Source organism: Streptomyces sp. NPDC096079 (assembly GCF_040303145.1).
Taxonomy (GTDB): Bacteria; Actinomycetota; Actinomycetes; order Streptomycetales; family Streptomycetaceae; genus Streptomyces.
Window position 1 is genome coordinate 1 of record NZ_JBEOST010000019.1, and the last position, 18,215, is coordinate 18,215.

At 73.3% G+C, this 18,215-nt stretch carries 14 protein-coding genes and 1 pseudogene; 4 read left to right on the forward strand and 11 right to left on the reverse strand.

Annotated features, from left to right (window positions below):
- From ABTY59_RS29315 to katG, 5 genes and pseudogenes are all read right to left on the reverse strand, one after another.
- Positions 1–116, reverse strand: a pseudogene (locus ABTY59_RS29315) (ABC transporter); the annotation flags it as partial.
- Positions 117–196: 80 nt separating this feature from the next.
- Entirely contained in the window at positions 197–1,039 is an 843-nt protein-coding gene (locus ABTY59_RS29320; protein ID WP_352022069.1) for a DUF4097 family beta strand repeat-containing protein, read from the reverse strand.
- Positions 1,040–1,136: 97 nt separating this feature from the next.
- Positions 1,137–1,652: a toxin-antitoxin system HicB family antitoxin gene (locus tag ABTY59_RS29325; RefSeq protein WP_352022070.1), complete on the reverse strand. Its 516-nt coding sequence runs from the start codon at positions 1,650–1,652 to the stop codon at positions 1,137–1,139.
- 222 nt (positions 1,653–1,874) lie between these two features.
- Complete coding sequence (locus ABTY59_RS29330; RefSeq protein ID WP_352022071.1) at positions 1,875–4,664, reverse strand: hypothetical protein; 2,790 nt, start codon at positions 4,662–4,664, stop codon at positions 1,875–1,877.
- A 216-nt stretch (positions 4,665–4,880) separates the two neighbouring features.
- On the reverse strand, positions 4,881–7,106 hold the full coding sequence (katG, locus tag ABTY59_RS29335; protein WP_352022072.1) for a catalase/peroxidase HPI: 2,226 nt from the start codon (positions 7,104–7,106) through the stop codon (positions 4,881–4,883).
- Positions 7,107–7,304: 198 nt separating this feature from the next.
- On the opposite strand from katG, the gene ABTY59_RS29340 reads away from it, so the two are divergent.
- Positions 7,305–7,715 (forward strand): Fur family transcriptional regulator, encoded by a 411-nt coding sequence (locus ABTY59_RS29340; protein ID WP_352022073.1) that lies wholly within the window; start codon positions 7,305–7,307, stop codon positions 7,713–7,715.
- Between the two features lie 69 nt (positions 7,716–7,784).
- On the opposite strand, the gene tpx is transcribed toward ABTY59_RS29340, so the two are convergent.
- Positions 7,785–8,285: a thiol peroxidase gene (tpx, locus tag ABTY59_RS29345; RefSeq protein WP_352022074.1), complete on the reverse strand. Its 501-nt coding sequence runs from the start codon at positions 8,283–8,285 to the stop codon at positions 7,785–7,787.
- Between the two features lie 255 nt (positions 8,286–8,540).
- Here tpx and ABTY59_RS29350 point away from each other — a divergent pair, with 255 nt between their 5' ends.
- The gene (locus tag ABTY59_RS29350; RefSeq protein WP_352022075.1) at positions 8,541–9,722 is read left to right on the forward strand and encodes an alginate lyase family protein; all 1,182 of its coding nucleotides are present in this window, start codon (positions 8,541–8,543) and stop codon (positions 9,720–9,722) included.
- 132 nt (positions 9,723–9,854) lie between these two features.
- Positions 9,855–11,117: an RICIN domain-containing protein gene (locus ABTY59_RS29355; RefSeq protein ID WP_352022076.1), complete on the forward strand. Its 1,263-nt coding sequence runs from the start codon at positions 9,855–9,857 to the stop codon at positions 11,115–11,117.
- 44 nt (positions 11,118–11,161) lie between these two features.
- Here ABTY59_RS29355 and ABTY59_RS29360 read toward each other — a convergent pair whose 3' ends face one another.
- A complete protein-coding gene (locus ABTY59_RS29360; protein WP_352022077.1) occupies positions 11,162–11,929 on the reverse strand; it encodes an AraC family transcriptional regulator in 768 nt (255 codons plus the stop codon).
- A gap of 85 nt (positions 11,930–12,014) precedes the next feature.
- Between ABTY59_RS29360 and ABTY59_RS29365 the strand changes: the two genes are divergently transcribed.
- Complete coding sequence (locus ABTY59_RS29365) at positions 12,015–12,821, forward strand: TSUP family transporter (protein ID WP_352022078.1); 807 nt, start codon at positions 12,015–12,017, stop codon at positions 12,819–12,821.
- Between the two features lie 6 nt (positions 12,822–12,827).
- Here the strand turns inward: ABTY59_RS29365 and ABTY59_RS29370 are convergent, their stop codons facing one another.
- From ABTY59_RS29370 to ABTY59_RS29385, 4 genes are read right to left on the reverse strand one after another with little or no spacing between them, the layout of a single operon-like run.
- The gene (locus tag ABTY59_RS29370) at positions 12,828–14,093 is read right to left on the reverse strand and encodes an MFS transporter (protein ID WP_352022079.1); all 1,266 of its coding nucleotides are present in this window, start codon (positions 14,091–14,093) and stop codon (positions 12,828–12,830) included.
- Position 14,094: 1 nt separating this feature from the next.
- Positions 14,095–15,789, reverse strand: a complete 1,695-nt coding sequence (locus tag ABTY59_RS29375; RefSeq protein WP_352022080.1) for a condensation domain-containing protein — start codon at positions 15,787–15,789, stop codon at positions 14,095–14,097.
- Positions 15,786–17,102, reverse strand: a complete 1,317-nt coding sequence (locus ABTY59_RS29380) for a DUF6271 family protein (protein ID WP_352022081.1) — start codon at positions 17,100–17,102, stop codon at positions 15,786–15,788. The genes ABTY59_RS29375 and ABTY59_RS29380 overlap by 4 nt, the downstream gene beginning before the upstream one ends.
- Complete coding sequence (locus ABTY59_RS29385; RefSeq protein ID WP_352022082.1) at positions 17,084–18,208, reverse strand: phytanoyl-CoA dioxygenase family protein; 1,125 nt, start codon at positions 18,206–18,208, stop codon at positions 17,084–17,086. The genes ABTY59_RS29380 and ABTY59_RS29385 overlap by 19 nt, the downstream gene beginning before the upstream one ends.
- Positions 18,209–18,215 lie beyond the last annotated feature (7 nt).

The following is an 18,215-nucleotide window of genomic DNA, read 5'->3' on the forward strand; positions in this document are numbered from 1 at the left end:
GGGCCCAGCAGGGCGAAGACGGAGCCCTCCGGGACGGTCAGGTCGATGCCGTCCAGGACGGTCTTGTCGCCGTAGGACTTGCGCAGCCCGCTCGCCGCGATGGCAAGAGTCTTCATGGGCATGACAGAAGAAGGCATGGGGCCCTCCTGAGGAAGGGTGAGGGGAAAGGGGAGGAGAGGATTCGAGCAGGTGGGTCTCAGGCCCTGGCGCGGCGGATGTCGATGTTGCCGTGCCGGGTGCGGGCGCGGACCTCGACCGTGTCCTCGGTCCCCGCGGGGGCCTCGGAGGCGGTGAGCGTGTTGCGCACCTGGCCGGAGGTCGAGTGGGCATCGAGCCAGGCCGCGACGCCCTCGCGGATGCCGACCTCGATGGCCCCGTAGGAGGTCTCCAGCTGGACGGCTCCGCTCGACACCTCGCCGACGCGCAGGGTGCCGTGGGCGGTGGTGGCGGCGACCGAGGCGTCGGCGCGGCCGATCTCGATGTCGCCGTTCGCGCCGCTCACCCGCACGTCTCCGGTGACGGCGCCGAGGGTGGTGGTGCCGTGCGAGTTCTTCAGGACGGCGGGGCCGTCGACCAGACCGACGCGCAGGCTGCCGGAGCTGGTGGTGATCTCGGCCTTGCCCTCGACCCGGTCCACGGTGATCGAGCCGTGCGAGGCGGTCAGGTGCAGCGGCCCCGTGGTGTCGAAGCGGACGTCACCGGACGAGGTCTTCACACGGACCTCGCCGAGCCGGCCCTCGCCGAGCACCTGGGTCCAGGCGCCGGTGAGTTCGACCCGCGAGCCGGCGGGCAGCTCGACCGTGACGTCGACGACGCCGGTGCGGCCGAACAGGTTGGACTTCGGCGTCCTGACGGTGAGGACGCCGCCCGCGTACGAGACCTCGGTCTGGGCGGCGGTCTTCACGTCCAGGTCCTTCTTCGGGTCACGCGGCCGCACCTCGACGACGGTGTCGGCGCGGTCGCCCGCGATGAACTGGAGGGAACCGGCCTCCACGCGCGCCGTGGCCGAGATCGGTTCGGGGGTGTCGAAAGAAGGCATGGCTGTCCCGTCCTCTTGGGTCTTCAGGTCGTCCCCGCAGGTGGGACGCGGTGTGGGTGAAGTGGTGCGGGTGGAGCGCCGGGGGTCGCGGCCGTTGCTAGCGCACCCAGCCCGTGATGCTCTGCCCGACGCTCTGGGGCTTCTCCGGGGTGCGCGGTCGGGTGCCGCCGCCGACCGCGGCGGAGACGGCGCGGACCAGCCAGGCGTTGACCGACAGGCCCTCGCGGGCCGCCGCCTCCTCGGCGCGGGTCTTCAGGTGGGCCGGCAGGCGCAGGTTGACGCGGGCGGTGCCGCCCTCGTCGCCGTCGGCGAGGGCCGGCGCCGGGAGCGGTTCGGTGGTGGTGTCCGGCTCCGTGGGGGCGCCGCCGCCGGGCGGGAGCGTCACCAGGAAGTCGGGGTCGAGGCCCCGGAGCCGTACGTCGACCGAACCGGGCGCGAGTTCACGGGTGATCTCGTCCGTCGCGGCGGAGAGCACGTTGAGCATGGTCAGACGGGCCGCCGACTCCAGGGGGGCGGTGAGCCGCTCGGCCAGCTCGCGGGCCTCCTCGCCGCCGGCCTCGGCGGCCACCGCGAGTTCGCGGCGGAGGGTCTCGACATACGGGGTCAGGTCCATGACGTCATCATGGCACCACTATGGCGCCATGTGCAAGCGGGTGTGGCGAGCCGTCCGCGTCCGGACCCGCGAAACCCGCTTTGACCTGCGATGATGGGGCGATGGATGCCTGGGTGATCGTGGCATCAGGCGTGCACCAGTGGGGTCCGTGACAAGGAAAGGCGCCATGTGGCACCAGGGGGGTGCCACATGGCGCCATGGGGAGGAGCGCGCCTCAGAGCGTCAGGCGGCGTCCCTCACCCTGCCCGTGAACTCCGGGCCCAGGACCGGCTCCCAGGAGTCGTCGTACGTGAACGGCGCCGCGCGCAGCGACTCCGTCGGCTCGGCGACCCCGTCCCGGACGGTGGGAACGGTCACCCGCGCGGTCGTCTCGCCGGCGGGGACGGAGAGCCACAGGCTGGTGCCGCCCTCCATCACCCCGGACAGCGGCCGGGCCGGCTGCGGCACCTCGCCGAACTGCGCCTCCAGCCAGGCCCGATCGAGGTCCGCGGTGGAGAGCTCCGGTCCGTCCGTCACCGGTTTGAGGAGGATTCCCCCCGAGATCTCGACGTCGGCCGGCTCCGACAGGGTCACCCGCCAGCTCAGCGCCGAGCCCTCGGTCACGTCGTCGGCGACCGGCGTCAGGCGCATGGCGGGCATCGCGTCGTCGTTCCGGGCGGTCACGCCGCCCCGGTGCGCCCCGACCACGGTGCCGCGCACGGCCTTCACGAAGGCGTCGTGCCGCACGTCGTAGCCGTAGCGCGTGTTGCCCCGCACCTCCACCGGCACGTCGATGTCATGACGTCCCGGGCGGACCGTCACCGTGCGGGTCCGGACCTCGTCGGTGCCGGGCACGGGGACGAACAGCCGGACCTGCCCGCTGCCCCGTCCGGAGACCGTCACCGGCACCCGGTAGGTCCGGACTCCGGCGTCGCCCTCGGCGACGGTCAGGCGGCCGATGTCGACGCGCGTGAGCGGGGCGGCGTTCGCGGCCGGGGTGCCGGGGCGCCAGCCCCAGGCGTCCAGGAGCCAGGCGCTGCCGGAGCCGCCGCGCGGGGTCAGTTCGAGGGCGGCGATCCGCTTCGGGTCGAGGCCCGCCCGCGCCGCGGCGGTGAGCGGCACGCGGATCTCGCGGCCCCAGTGGGCGGTGGTGCGCGGGCTGCCCGGCAGTCCGTCGACACGGGCACGGCCCAGGGTGGCGCGGCGCCCGGAGGCGTCGGTCACGGCGACGTCCAGCTCGGTGCCGGTGCTGTGGGGCGGGACGATCACGCGCAGCGCCAGGGACTGGGACCCGGCGAGCGAGACCGGCCGGGACGGGCGGACCACGACCCGGCTTCCCGTGCCCGTCCACGTCATCGCCACGGCGTCGCGGCCCGGCTCGGGAGAGGTCTCCCAGTACGCGAAGTGCGGTGACCCGCCGGCCTCGGGCGGCAGGCACGCGCGCGCGGCGTCGGGGTCGACCTGGGCACAGAGCCGTCCGCCGCCGGAGACGGCGACCGAGGGACCCGGCAGGAACGCCGGCGTCCGGTGCCCGCCGAGGGCGTGGGTGAGGACCCGCGCCGGTCCGGCCGAGGGGGCGCGGCGGCCGGTGCCGTCGAGCAGCGGCCGGACCCCGTCGTCGCCGCCCACGAACAGCCGGGCGGAGGCCGCGATGTAGGTGGCGCCCGCGGCCTGCTGCTGCGTCGCCGTCAGCCGGGTCGCCGTGCCGGGGGAGCAGACCGGGTCGTTCCCGTCCTCGGAGGAGAAGTCGTCGAAGGCCGGGGCCTTCGCCTGGCCCGGGGTCCACTCGCTGTTGAAGAAGTTGTGGTTGGCGCCGACCACGTAGGCCGCGCTGTGCAGGGCGGTGCCCCGGCTGACGCCGCGGGTGCCGTCGACGTAGATCTGGCCCTGGAGGTCGGACACGTCGCCGTCGCAGCCCGGCAGGAGGGTCGTGGAGGGCACGTCGGGGGCCGGGTTCTGGCCGAACACCGTGGGCCCGATGAGGACGTTGCCGCGGATCTTCCACCGTACGGGGCCCCGGTAGCCGTCCTGGGCGGCCGGCGGCGGGTTCAGGCTGTCGAGCGCGGCCCGGTTGACGCCCTCGCCGCCCCGGGAGTGCCCGACGAGGAGCACCCGCGAGAGGTCGGCGGGCGCGGTGTTCCGTACGGCCGCGGGGGCGGAGGAGCGGTGCGCGGACCAGTCCGCCCAGCGGGCGAGGTGCAGCCGGACCAGTGAGGAGCGGGCCTGGGCTCCGGCGTCCTCGGCGTTCTCGTCCTGGCCGTTGACGCCGTTCGCGGCGACGGACACCGTCACGTACCCCTGGGAGGCCAGGAGCCGCTGGGCGCGCAGGTATCCCTGCTCGCTGGGTATCGGCCGGGTGCCCGCCGGGCACGGCCACGTCATCCGGACGTCCTCGGTACCCGGGGTGTAGCAGGTGGCGTGGCGGCCGTGCAGGAAGAGGGCCACCGGCCGCTTCCCCGGTGCTCCGGCCGGGCCGACGACCGTGGCGCGCATCTCGACGGGCTGCGGGAAGCCCGGCAGCCGTACGGACCGCAGGGCGTACGCGCCGCTGACGGTCCGGTAGGGGCCCGGCACCCCGGGATCGACCGCGTTCACGGGAAGCGGGGCCGGCGGTACGGGGGAGGGGGCGAGGGGGCGTTCGGCGGCGGCGCCGGCGCGGCCCGGGGTGTCGAGGCGGCGTCCGCCGGCCGTCACCCGCAGCTGTGTGCCCTCGTCGAGCCGGACGCCGGCGAGGGGCAGGGCGAAGGAGCGTCCGTCCGGCTGGGCGAGCGGGCGGCCGAGGAGCCGGTCGCCAGCGTGGAACTCGACGCGGGCGTCGCCGGGGGGTATGCGCTCGGGCGCCGTCCAGACGAGTCGCGCGCCCGCGGCGCCGTCGGTGATCCGCCAGCCCTCCGGGAGGCCGAGGGCGCCGAGCCGGTTCGCCTGGGGCGCGGTCGGCGGGGGCGAAGGCTGCGCGGACGCAGGCCAGGGCGATGCCGCCGTCAGCGCCAGTAACGCCGCGGCGGTGGTCACGCCGCGTGTGACACGTATCACTACGGTCTTCCTCACGTTCGGTGTCGTCGGGACACCGGGAGGAGGCCGGACACCCGGCCCTCCCGCTGCCCCTCTCGTTCCGTGAGGACGGTGCGGGGCATCGGTCGGTTGTCTCATGCGGCGTCAGAAAGGAGACCGGAGGCGGGTGTCGGTACGCGGAAGGGCCGGCCCGGGTGGCGTGGAGCCACCCGGGCCGGCCCCGGCGTCCGGTGGGGATCAGGCGATGTCGAACCGGTCCAGGTTCATGACCTTGTCCCACGCCGACACGAAGTCCCGCACGAACTTCGCCTTCGCGTCGTCGCTCGCGTAGACCTCGGCCAGCGCGCGCAGCTCGCTGTTGGAGCCGAAGACCAGGTCGGCGCGGCTGCCCGTCCACTTGACCGCGCCGGTGACCGTGTCACGGCCCTCGAACGTGGTCTGGTCCTCGGACGTGGACTTCCACTCCGTGCCCAGGTCGAGCAGGTTGGCGAAGAAGTCGTTGGTCAGCTTGCCGGGCGTCTCGGTGAGGACGCCGAGCGAGGACTGCGGCTGCGTGACGCCGAGGACGCGCAGACCGCCGACGAGGACCGTCAGCTCGGGCGCGCTCAGGGTGAGCAGGTTCGCCCGGTCGATGAGCAGGTACTCCGCCGGGAGGCGGTTGCCCTTGCCGAGGAAGTTGCGGAAGCCGTCCGCGGCCGGCTCCAGCGCGGCGAAGGACTCGACGTCCGTCTGCTCCTGGGCGGCGTCGACGCGGCCCGGGGTGAACGGCACCTCGACGTCGTGACCGGCGTCCGTGGCCGCCTTCTCGACCGCCGCGACGCCCGCGAGGACGACGAGGTCGGCGAGGGAGACCTGCTTGTCGCCGCTCTGCGCGGAGTTGAAGGACTCCTGGACGCCCTCCAGGACGCGCAGCACCTGGGCCAGCTCGTCCGGGTTGTTGACCTCCCAGTTGCGCTGCGGCTCCAGGCGGACGCGGCCGCCGTTGGCGCCACCGCGCTTGTCGCTGCCGCGGAAGGAGGCGGCGGAGGCCCAGGCGGCGGAGACCAGCTGGGTGACCGTGAGGTCCGAGCCGAGGATCTTCTCCTTGAGGGAGGCGATGTCCGCGGCGTCGACGAGCTCGCCGGTGCGGGCCGGCAGCGGGTCCTGCCAGAGGAGCTCCTCCGACGGGACCTCGGAGCCGAGGTAGCGCACGGCCGGGCCCATGTCACGGTGGGTGAGCTTGTACCAGGCGCGGGCGAAGGCGTCCGCGAACTCGGCCGGGTTCTCGTAGAAGCGGCGCGAGATCTGCTCGTAGACCGGGTCGAAGCGCAGCGACAGGTCGGTGGTGAGCATGGTCGGGAGGTGCTTCTTCTCCGGGTCGTACGCGTCCGGGATGATCGCCTCGGCGTTCTTGGCGACCCACTGGTGGGCGCCGGCCGGGCTCTTGGTCAGCTCGTACTCGTACTCGAAGAGGTTCTTGAAGAAGCCGTTGCCCCACTGGGTGGGCGTGGTGGTCCAGGTGACCTCCAGACCACTGGTGATGACGTCCGGGCCCTTGCCGGAGCGGAAGGTGCTCTTCCAGCCGAAGCCCTGCTCCTCCAGCGAGGCGGCCTCCGGGTCCGCGCCCACGTGGTCCGCCGGGCCGGCGCCGTGGGTCTTGCCGAAGGTGTGGCCGCCCGCGATGAGGGCGACGGTCTCCTCGTCGTTCATCGCCATGCGGCGGAAGGTCTCACGGATGTCGCGGGCCGCGGCGATCGGGTCCGGGTTGGCGTTCGGGCCCTCCGGGTTGACGTAGATGAGGCCCATCTGGACCGCGCCGAGCGGGTTCTCCAGCTCGCGGTCGCCGGTGTAGCGCTCGTCGCCGAGCCAGGTGGTCTCGGGGCCCCAGTAGACGTCCTCGTCGGGCTCCCACACGTCCGCGCGGCCGCCGGCGAAGCCGAAGGTCTCGAAGCCCATCGACTCCAGGGCGACGTTGCCCGCGAGGATCATGAGGTCGGCCCAGGAGAGGCTCTGGCCGTACTTCTTCTTCACCGGCCACAGCAGACGGCGGGCCTTGTCCAGGTTGCCGTTGTCCGGCCAGCTGTTCAGCGGCGCGAAGCGCTGCTGACCGGCGCCGGCGCCGCCGCGGCCGTCGCTGATGCGGTAGGTGCCGGCGCTGTGCCAGGCCATGCGGACCATGAACGGGCCGTAGTGGCCGAAGTCGGCGGGCCACCAGTCCTGGGAGGTGGTCAGGACCTCGGCGATGTCCTGCTTCACGGCGGGCAGGTCGAGGCCCTCGAAGGCCTGCGCGTAGTCGAAGTCCTCACCGAGCGGGTTCGCCACGGCGGGGTTCTTGGCGAGGATCTTCAGGTTCAGCCTGTTCGGCCACCACTGGCTGTTGCCACCGCCCTGGGTGGGGTGGGAGGCGCGCCCGTGCGCGACGGGGCAGCCGCCTGCGCCCTCCTCCTTCGCGTCGGTGACGATTGCGTCGTGGTTCTCAGACATGGGAATCCTTCCGGACCTGGCGGATCACTGTGCTCAGGAAGTGCGTTTCGGCGGACGGGCCTGGCGCGGGTGTCACGTGTGCTTCTCCCGCCGTGCTGGAGTCTTCCTGTCCCTTGGCCATCTTCGAATCCGATCCTACGATGGACCTTGTCCAAGTCAAGAACCACGTCAAGTTTGCCGATGCGGAAGAGGTGAGACATGAGTGACCTGCTGGAGCGCCTGCGTGCGCGTGGCTGGCGGATGACGTCCCAGCGCCGGGTGGTCGCGGAGGTCCTGGCCGGGGACCACGTGCACCTCACGGCGGACGAGGTCCACGCGCGCGCGGTGGAGCGCCTGCCGGAGATCGCGCGGGCGACGGTCTACAACACGCTCGGCGAGCTGGTCGCCCTCGGGGAGGTCGTGGAGCTGTCCACGGACGGGCGGGCCAAGCGCTACGACCCGAACGCGCACCACCCGCACCAGCACCTGGTCTGCTCGAACTGCGGGCTCATCCGTGACGTCCGCCCGGCGGGGGACCCGCTCGCGGTCCTGCCGCCCGAGGAGCGCTTCGGCTTCACGGTGTCGAAGGCGGACGTGACGTACCGGGGGCTCTGTCCCGGCTGCGCCTGAGCGCATGCGCGAGGGGCCCTCCACCGGTGTCGGTGGAGGGCCCCTCGGTGTGTCGTGCCGCGGCGGCGACTACTTCAGGACGGCGAGCGCGTCGTCGTAGCCCGGCTCGTCGGCGATCTCGCCCACGAGCTGCGCGTGCAGCACCGTGTCGTTCTCGTCGAGGACGACCACGGCGCGGGCGGTCAGACCGGCCAGCGGGCCGTCGGCGATCTCCACGCCGTAGTTGGTGTGGAACTCGCGGCCGCGGAGCGTCGAGAGGTTCTTGACGTTCTCGAGGCCCTCGGCGCCGCAGAAGCGGGCCTGGGCGAAGGGCAGGTCGGCGGAGATGCAGAGGACGACCGTGTTGTCCAGCTGCCCGGCCTTCTCGTTGAACGCGCGGACCGAGGAGGCGCACGTCGGGGTGTCGACGCTCGGGAAGATGTTGAGGACCTTGCGCAGGCCGGCGAAGTCCTTGAGCGACTTGTCCGCCAGCCCCTCGGCGACGAGCGTGAAGTCGGGGGCCTGGCTGCCGGGGGCCGGCAGAGCGCCGTTGACCTGTACGGGGCTGCCCTTCAGCGTGACCTGGGCCATGGGATCTCCTTCAGACGTATGAGTGGCAACGGGGGAATCGTACGGAAGACCGGCCCGTCCCTTCGACACGGGCCGTCGCGGTGGTTTCCGGTCGATTCACCAGTATGAACGCGCGGTGCTCCGCCGACGGCGGTGGGCGTCGACCATGCGGTGTGTCCGTCCCCAACTCGCCTTCTTGACGCCACTGGTGCAGACCTTTAGGTTCCACCCTCGACAACCGTCATCCGTTCACGTACGTGAAGAAGGGTTAACACCATGACCCGATGGTTCACCGCCCCCCTGCTCCTCGCCGGCCTCCTGGCCACGCTGGTCGCCGTCCCCGGAGGCGGCCGCGCCGAGGCCGCCCCGACCGCGTTCGTCCACCCCGGCGTCCTCGTCTCCCGGGGGCAGCTCGACTTCACCCGGGAGAAGGTCCTCGCCGGGGCGCAGCCCTGGAAGGGCGCCTACGACCAGATGGCCGCGAGCAAGTACGCCTCGCTCTCCCGGGTCCCCAGGCCCCGGGCGGTCGTCGAGTGCGGCTCGTACTCGAACCCCAACAACGGCTGCACCGACGAACGCGAGGACGCCCTCGCCGCGTACACGCTCTCGCTGGCCTGGTACGTCACCCGCGACAGCCGGTACGCCGAGAAGGCGATCGAGATCATGGACGCCTGGTCCGGGGTGATCGCCGACCACACCAACTCCAACGCGCCCCTCCAGACCGGCTGGGCCGGCTCCTCCTGGCCGCGGGCCGCCGAGATCATCCGCTACACCTACACCGGCTGGCCGCAGGCCCGCGTCGACCGCTTCAAGGCCATGCTCCGCACCGTCTACCTGCCCGAGGTGGCGGGCGGCTCCCACTCCAACGGCAACTGGGAGCTCAGCATGACCGAGGCCGCCCTCGGCATCGCCGTCTTCCTGGAGGACCGTGCCGCCTACGACAAGGCCGTCGCGAAGTTCCGCGGCCGCGTCCCCGCGTACATCTACCTCACGAGCGACGGCGCCCTGCCGAAGGCGGCGCCGGGCAGCGGACTCGACACCCGTGACGAGCTCGTCCGGTACTGGCAGGGGCAGACCACCTTCGTCGACGGGCTCACCCAGGAGACCTGCCGCGACCTCACCCACACCGGCTACGGACTGTCCGCGATCTCGCACATCGCCGAGACCAGCCGCATCCAGGGCCAGGACCTCTACCCCGAGATCGCCGACCGGCTGCGCCACGCCCTCGGCCTCCAGGCGAAGTACGAACTCGGCACGCCCGTCCCGTCCTGGCTCTGCGGCGGCACCCTCAAGGACCACCTCGGCCCCGTGACCGAGGTCGGCTTCAATGCCCTGGCCGGCCGCATGGGATACGCGATGACGAACACCCGGAACCTCACCGAGGCCGGGCGCCCCGCGGGGACGAACAACCTCTTCACCGCCTGGGAGACCCTCACCCACGCAGGCAACTCCCGCTGATCCGCGCCGAGTCGAAGGGGGTGTCGGGAGTGTCGCACCTCTTGACGCCCCCTTCCTTCACGCCTTGAATCATGGAGGCGGCGAAGTGGGCCCCTGCCGCCGCGCCCCCCACAGTCGACGGAAGAGACAGCCATGACCTCCCCCCGCTCACGCCTGCGCCCCCTGACCACCGCCGTGACCGCCCTCGCCCTCGCGCTCGGCGTCGCCGCGCTCGCCCCGGCCACCGAACCCCGGGACACGCTCCGGCCCGTGGCCGGGACGGCCGCCGTCACCTTCTCCGACGACTTCGACGGCCCCGCCGGTGCCGCCGTGAACGGCACGCGCTGGCAGACCGAGACCGGCGACAACGTCAACAACCACGAACGGCAGTACTACACGGCCGGCACCGCCAACGCCGCCCTCGACGGACAGGGCCACCTGGTGATCACCGCCCGCAAGGAGAACCCGGGCAATTACCAGTGCTGGTACGGGCGCTGCGAGTACACCTCCGCCCGGCTCAACACCGCCGGACGGTTCACCACGCGGTACGGGCACGTCGAAGCCCGCATGAAGGTGCCGCGCGGCCAGGGCATGTGGCCCGCGTTCTGGATGCTGGGCGACGACATCGGCCAGGTCGGCTGGCCGAACTCGGGCGAGATCGACGTCATGGAGAACGTCGGCTTCGAACCGTCCACCGTGCACGGCACCCTGCACGGCCCCGGCTACTCCGGCTCCGGAGGCATCGGCGCCGGCTACACCCTGCCCGGCGGACAGGCCTTCGCGGACGCCTTCCACACCTTCGCCGTCGACTGGTCGCCCAACCGGATCAGCTGGTCCGTGGACGGCGCGGTCTACCAGACCCGCACGCCCGCCGACCTCGGCGGCCGTACCTGGGTCTTCGACAAGCCCTTCTTCCTCATCCTCAACCTCGCCGTCGGCGGCTACTGGCCCGGCGACCCGGACGGCTCGACCGCCTTCCCGAACCAGCTCGTCGTCGACCACGTCCGCGTCACCACCGCGGACGCCCCCTCAGGCGCCGGACCGATCACGGGCATCGGCGGCCGTTGCGTCGACGTGGCCGGGGCGAACACCGCGAACGGCACCCCCGTCCAGCTCTACGACTGCAACGGCACCGCCGCCCAGCAGTGGACCCTCGCCGCCGACGGCAGCGTCCGCGCCCTCGGCAAGTGCCTCGACGTCACCTCCGCCGGCACCGCCGACGGAACCCCCGTCCAGCTGTGGGACTGCAACGGCACGGGAGCCCAGCACTGGACCGCCGACGCCGCGCGGAACCTCGTGAACCCGCAGTCCGGCAAGTGCCTCGACGCCACCGGCAACAGCTCCGCCAACGGCACCCGGCTGCAGATCTGGAGCTGCTCCGGCGGCGCCAACCAGAAGTGGACGGTGACCCGTTGAGCAGCTGAGGACGGCGCCGGGGCGCTCCGCCCCGGCCCGCCGCGTCAGCCCCGGCCCGCGGCGAAACGGGACGGCGGCACGCCGAACACCCGCGTGAAGGCGGCCGTGAAAGCGGCCGGGGACGCGTACCCCAGACGCCCGGAGACCTCGCTCACGGTTGCGGTACGGAGCAGGGGCACGGCCGCGAGCAGACGCGCCCGGGACCGCCAGGCGGCGGGGCTCTCACCCGTCTCGGAACGGAAGCGACGGGTGAACGCCCGCTCGCTCAGCGCCGTCCTCGTCGCCCACGCGGAGTTGGTGACCGACGCGTCCGGTGCGGCCAGGTACTCCCGGCACAGCACCGCCAGGTCCCCCGAGGCGGGGATCCCCACGTGGAAGGGGAGCGGGGAGCGCGCGGCGATCTCGTGCAGCAGCAGCGTCGCGATCGCCCCCTCCCGCCCCGACAGGCCGTAGTCGGGCTCGAACTCGACGGCCGCGAGGAGGAGTTCGCGCAGCAGAGGGGGCACGTCCACCACCGTGCACCGCGCCGGCCACCAGGGGACGGCACCCGGCTCCACGTACAGACTGCGCGTGCTCACCCCCAGCATCCGGACCCGGTGCGGAGTCGCGGCCGGGATGAGGACGGCCCGCTCGGACGGCACCGTCCAGGTGCCGTCGGCGGTGTCGACGACCATCACCCCGGTCGCCCCGTACAGGAACTGCGCCCGCCGGTGCCGATGCCACTCCAGGACGTGCCCGGCCGGATAGTCGGTGCCGATCGGCAGGACCGCGCGGTCGAGGTGGTCGACGTCGTCGAGCGGGATGTTCCTCACCCGGCCACCGTACCGGCCGAGACGCGAAGGAATACGGCCGACCATCGCATGCGGGCACCGGTGCCCACCTGGTGGTCTTGTCCCCATGGACGTGGTGATGCTGATGGCGATCGGGCTCCTCACCGGAGCGACGACGGTCTTGTTCGGGTTCGGCGGCGGTTTCGTGGCGGTGCCGGTCGTGGTGTGGGCGGACGCCTCAATGGGACCGGACGCCCTCCCGGTGGCCACCGCCACCTCGGCCCTGGTGATGGTCGTGAACGCCGCCTTCGCCACCGCCGTCACCCCGCGGTCCGTGCTCCGCTCCCTGCGCGGCACGGGCGCGCTGCTGCCGCTCCTCGCCGCGGGCGCCTGCGCCGGGGCGTACGCGACCCGTCTCGCGCCACCGGCCCTGACCCGCTGGGCGTTCGTCGCGTACACCGCCCTCACCGCGCTCGACCTGCTGCTCCGGCCCGGCTTCCTGCGCACCGCTCCCCGCCCGGGCGGGGAGGCGACGCGGGCCGCGAGGCCGCTGCCGGCCACCGCGGGCGCACCGATCGGAGCGGTCGCCGCGTTCCTCGGCGTCGGCGGCAGCGTGATGACCGTCCCCGCGCTGCGCCGGGCCGGTCACCCCATGCGGGTGGCCACCGCCCTGGCCAACCCCCTCACCCTCGCCGTCGCGCTCCCCGCCGTCGCGGTCTCCCTCGCCGCCGCGCCCCCGGCTTCCACGGTCACCGGCACCGCACTCGTCGGCCTCGTCGACCCGTACGCGGCGGGCGCGCTGCTCCTCGGAGCGCTGCCGGTGATCACCGTCCTGCGCCGCCGGCCGCCCCGGATCCCGGACCGCGTCCACGCGTGCGCGTACCTCGCGCTGCTCACGGCGGTGGCGCTGGCGATGGCGCTCACGGCGTTCTGAGACGGCTCAGGACGCGCCCGGGGCCCCGCCGGCCCCCTCCGGTGCCCGGCGCAGGGCGCGGACGGCCGGTACGGACAGCATGACGGCGATCAGCACGAGACCCATCACCGAGGAGAAGAGCAGCACCCGGTCGGCTCCCACGCTGTCGGCGGCCGGGCCGGACAGCGCACGGCCCAGCGGGATGACCATGATGGAGCCGGCCACGTCGTAGGCGGACACCCGGCTCAGGACGGCCAGGGGGATGTGCGACTGCACGCTCGTCGCCCACATGACGCCCCAGAAGGCGAAGCCGCAGCCTGCCACGATCCCGGTGAGCGCGGCGACCGGGAACGACCACCCGAGCGCGGGCGCCAGGGGGTTGAGCGAGAAGAAGAACATCGCGCACGCGCCCGCGACGAGCGGCCGGCGCGGCCGGACCCGCATGCCGAGCAGCCCGCCCACGATCGTGCCGGCGCCGTCGGCGGAGGCGATCCAGCCGTATCCGCTCGCGCCGTGCTGCTCGGTGAGCAGCGCCGCGCCCAGCGGCAGCGCCGGGCCGAAGACGAACAGGCCGTAGACGGCCCAGACCGCGATGACACCCCACAGCCACGAACGGGACCGGAACTCGTGCCAACCGGTGGCCAGGCGCCGCAGGATCGGCTCGTCGCTGTCGTCCCGGGCCGTGCCGAGCTTCCGCAGCGGCGCGAGACCGAGCGCGCTGCACGCGTAGAAGGCCGCGATGACCACGAAGGAACCGGCGACGTCCCAGGAGGCCACGAGCAGGCCCGAGAGGCCCGGGCCCAGCAGGGTGCAGATCGACTCGGAGATGCGCAGCAGCGCGTTGGCCCGCTGGATGTCCTCGGCGACCCGGGGCACCAGGCTCGCCAGACCCGGCTGGAACATGGCGGTCGCGGCGCCGCTGAGCGCGAGCAGCGCCATCATGTGCCACAAGCGCATGTCGCCGACGGCGAGGAGCATCGCCAGCGCCAGCATGGCCACCATCCGCACCACGTCGGCGCCGACCATCATCACCTGCGGCGTGAACCGGTCGGCGAGCACGCCGCCGAACAGCACGAGCAGGACGATCGGCGCCATCCACGCCGCCAGCGCGTAGCCCACGCCCGCCGCCCCGTACCCCGCGCCGAGCACGGCGGTGGTGAGGGAGACCATCAGCATGCCGTCGGCGAGCAGCGAGGTGCTGCGGGCGGCGAAGAACAGCCGGAAGCGCTGTGAACGCCACGGGCTCGGCAGGGAGTCGCGCTCCCGGTCCACGGTCACGTCATTCGTCGTCATGTCACATGCGCCGGTCCCGGCCGGCCCCTTCCCTGAGAATCCGCTGCCCGAGCCACGCGTCGGTGCGGTCCGTCCGCGCCGGCGCGTCCCGCACGATCACGTACCGGCGCGGCGCGAGCACACCCGGACGGCCCGGCAGGGCGCCCATGAGCGCCCCGTGCGCCTCCGCCGGGGTGAGCGGGGAGTCCCCGCAGGCGACGAAGGCCGTGAGACCCTCCTCCTCGCCCTCGCCGCCCACGGCGACATGGACGGGGACGCCTCCCAGCGCCCCGCTCAGCACCTCCGCCACCTCGGGCGGCGACACCCAGGACCCGTCCACCCGGCTCCACCCGGCGCCGCGCTCGACCGGACGGACGCCCGTCACGCCGGTGAGCGCCGCCAGCGGCACGTCCTCGGTCGCGGCAGCCTCCAGGAGCCGTACGAGACCCGTGAGGAAGCCCTCCGCCTCCTCCGGGGAGAACAGGGCGGGATCCACCCACATCCCGAGCCGCAGCACCGGCGCCGTCTCGTGCACGAAGGTCAGCACACGGGTCGGCAGCACCTGCTCCGGCCCCCGGACCACGTCGAGTTCGGGCGCCTCCGCCTCTTCGCCGGACCGCGCGGCCGGCAGTGCGCTGACGTCGTTGAAGACGACGTCCCGGGCGAAGCGGCTGCCCCGCTCGTGGGTGACGGCGTCGATCATCTCCCAGAGCCGGACCGCGTCGAACTGGCTGTGCCGGTAGGCGTTGAGCGCCGCTCCCCACGCGGTGCGCAGCAGCGCGTCGAAGGACGGCACCCGCACGTCCAGGGAGAGCAGCGCGTCCTGGGACACGGTGTTCACCGAGCGCGCGAGCCGCGGCAGGAACCGGTTGGAGGTGGGGACCGCGGCGACGCACGAGGACTGGCCGGCGCGGTGGGCGACCAGCGCGCACCAGGCCGTGAGCAGCACCGTGGACGGCAGGCCGCCGGTGCGCTCGGCCACGCGGGCGAGCGCCCGCGCCCCGCGCAGCGAGCGCAGCGTCAGCTGCTCCGCCGCGACCTCCGTGCCGACGGCTCCCGGCTCCGCGAACATCGCCTGCGGGCCGGTGCGGATGATCCGCTCCCAGTGCCGCAGGGACGCCTCCGACCTGCGGAGCCCGCGCGGGGTGGCCTCCTCGGCGGCGAGGTCGAGCGGCGTGAAGGCCGTCGGCTCGGGAAGCGCGCGGCCGGCGAGGAGCTCGCGCCAGTCCTCCTCCAGGACGGAGAGGGCGCTGATGTCGGTGACGGCGTGGCTCGCCGCCAGCGCGACGTACAGGGGGACCCCGGCCACGGCGACGAGCGAGATCCGCAGCCCGAAGTCCCGGTCGAGATGAAAGCGGTCGACGCGGGCCCCGCGGGCCACGTCGTCGGCGTACCCCTCCGGGGGGTGCTCGGCGTGGTCGAGGACCGTGACGGTGAACTCGCCCTCGGCCGCCACGATCTGCTCGCGCGGGGCCTCGCCCGGCACGTGCGGGAACGTCGTGCGCAGCGCCTCGTGCCGGACGACGAGGGCGCGCAGGGCGTCGATCACGGACTCCGTCGGGGTGCCGTCGGGGACCGGCCACACGGCGTGGATGTTGATGTGCTCCGGTTCGTCCCGCAGCATGCAGCGGATCATGTTGGCCTGGCCCATGGTGACGGGGCCCCGCCGCTCCTGCCCGCCGGAGTGGCGGACGGTGATCGCGTAGGTCTTCGTCACGCCGGACCCCCGGTGAGCGCCCCGTGGTGCCGGCTCGCGCGGACGAGGTCCGCCCAGGCGTCGATGAGCCGACCGAACTCCGCCATGTCCGCACGGACTTCGTCGACGAGCCGCTCGCGGCGGGCGGAGAGGAAGTCGGCGGCCTCGGCGTAGCGGCCGCCGAGCTTGCGGTACGAGCGGTCGACGACGTCGAGACGCCCGGCGTTCTCCCGGGGGTCGATCCGCGTGCTCTCCCGGACCAGGCCGGCGACGGCGGAGGCACGGAGCCCGCCGCCGCCGTCGAGCAGGGTGTCGCCGGCCGCCGCCGTCCCCGCGTACACGGAGTGCAGATGGGGCGCCGCGAGCAGGAACTTCGCGAACCGCAGCTGGTACGCGAGGAAACCGCTGTCCGAACGGCGCTTCTCCGTATGGAAGTTGACGATGTGACGGTTGTGTAGAACACCGGGGAGCCGGGCGTCGTGCACCAGATGGAGGAGGAAGTAGTCGCTGCCGATGGTGTCCGTGGCGGGCGGCAGCGGCACCCGGCCGTAGACCTCGCGGGCCAGGGCGACGTTGCACATGTCGACCCGCGTGGGGCTGACGGTGGTGAGCGTCGTCAGGTCACCCGTGAACGCGGCGGTCCCGGCACCCCGGAAGGCCTCGGCGATCAGGTTGCCGCGCCAGATCTCCGGATAGCCGTCCGGTACGGACAGGCCGATGACGTCCTCGTAGACGAGGGGGTCGAGCCGGTGGATCTCCGCGACGTCCACGGACATCTCGCCGACGAAGGAGGCGCCGACCAGAGCCACCGGCCGGTGGGCGCACGCCGGGTCGAGCCGGCTGCGGGACACGAGCCCCGCGACCTCGGCGGCCGGCCGGCCGAGGGCCGTCAGCTCGTGGTGGAACGGGAAGACCGGCTCCCCGTCGAGCCGCTGGTAGCGGCTGTCGGAGTCCCGCCGGTGCGTGGACGCGCAGCCGAGCGCCTCCGCGAACAGGAAGGCGCGGTTGGTGCAGGCCCCGTAGGAGACGCGGCTCGGCAGCATCAGACCGAGGAGCCGGTCCGGGTCGGCGGCGCCGGACCGGGTGACCACCTGGCCCAGGAAGTCCCGCTGCGCGCTCTCGTCGAGGTGGTGGACGACCACTCCGGGCGCCGGGGGGAGCGCGGCGACCGTGCGGCGGTGCTCGGCGAGCACCGGGGCCTCGGAGGAGTCCAGGATCAGGAGGTGGACCTCGACGTCGAAGTGGCGGGCGCCGTGGGCGGCCTCCGCCGCGACCGCCCGGATCGTCTCGGGGCAGGAGCGGTGGGTGGGCAGGGTCAGGCAGACACGGCGCACGCCGACTCCTCGCCCGAGTCCTCGGCCCCGCGCGCGGCTTCGTCCCCGCCGGTCGCGGTGTCCGTGTCCGTGTCGTGCCAGGAGGTGAGTCCGAGGAGGCGGCTGCCGAGCGCGTTCAGGGTGGCCGTGGGGTAGCGCTTGGACTCGTGCAGGACGGGGTCGCCCACCAGGGTGCGGTTCCAGCGCGGGGTGCGCAGGTGCCGCCAGGACTCCACCCGGGACCTGCGCAGCTTCGTGTGCTCCTCCAGGGCCGGCATCATCGACAGGTACTGCACCGCCCGCACCTGGTCCGCCGAGGTGTTGCGCGCCACGCCGTGGGCGAGGAGGCCGTTCCAGATCAGCAGGTCGCCGGGGCGCAGATCGGGGCGTACGACGGGGAACTCGGCCCGGTCGACGTCGGGGCGGATCGGGTCCCGGTCGGCCGCCTGGCCGAGCTTCCACTCCTCGAAGCGCCGGAAGAGCTCCGGGCAGCACTGGAAGCCGCCGGACTCGGGGGTGGTGTCGTTGAGCGCGATGATCCCCTGCACCCGCTGCGGGGGGACGCCGAGCGTGGTGTCGATGTCCCAGTGCAGCTCGATGTCGAAGCCCCGGTCGGTGGGCTCGATCAGCGCGCGGTCGCGGTTGCGCACGTTGGGCGGGTTGAGGTTGAGGCGGTCCTGGGTGACCCACAGCTCCTCGCAGTCCCAGACGTCCACGAAGGCGTCGTACACCCGCTGGGCCTGGCGGCTGTCCCAGAGCAGCTGGTGGTGGTACGCCTCCACGAAGCCGTACACGTGCAGCTGCTGGTCCAGTTCGGAGCGGAACGGCCGGTCCTCGTACCAGCTCTCCGGCCGCTCGGGGTCGAGGCCCTGGAAGTCCCAGGTGAAGTCGAGCAGGCGGCGTGCGGCCTCGGCGGGGATCGCCTCACGCACGACGACGTAACCGTACGTCTGCCAGTGGGCGAAGTCCGCCTCGGACAGCACCCGCAGCGGCCGTGACTTCCCCAGCTCCCGCAAGGTCGTCTGGGCGAGGTACGACTCGCCGTCCGCGCTGAAGTACGGCAGGTCCGACGCCGCCCGGTGCAGATAGGGGCGGCGAGGGGGGCGGTGCGGAGCGGGTGTCGTCATGGAGTCC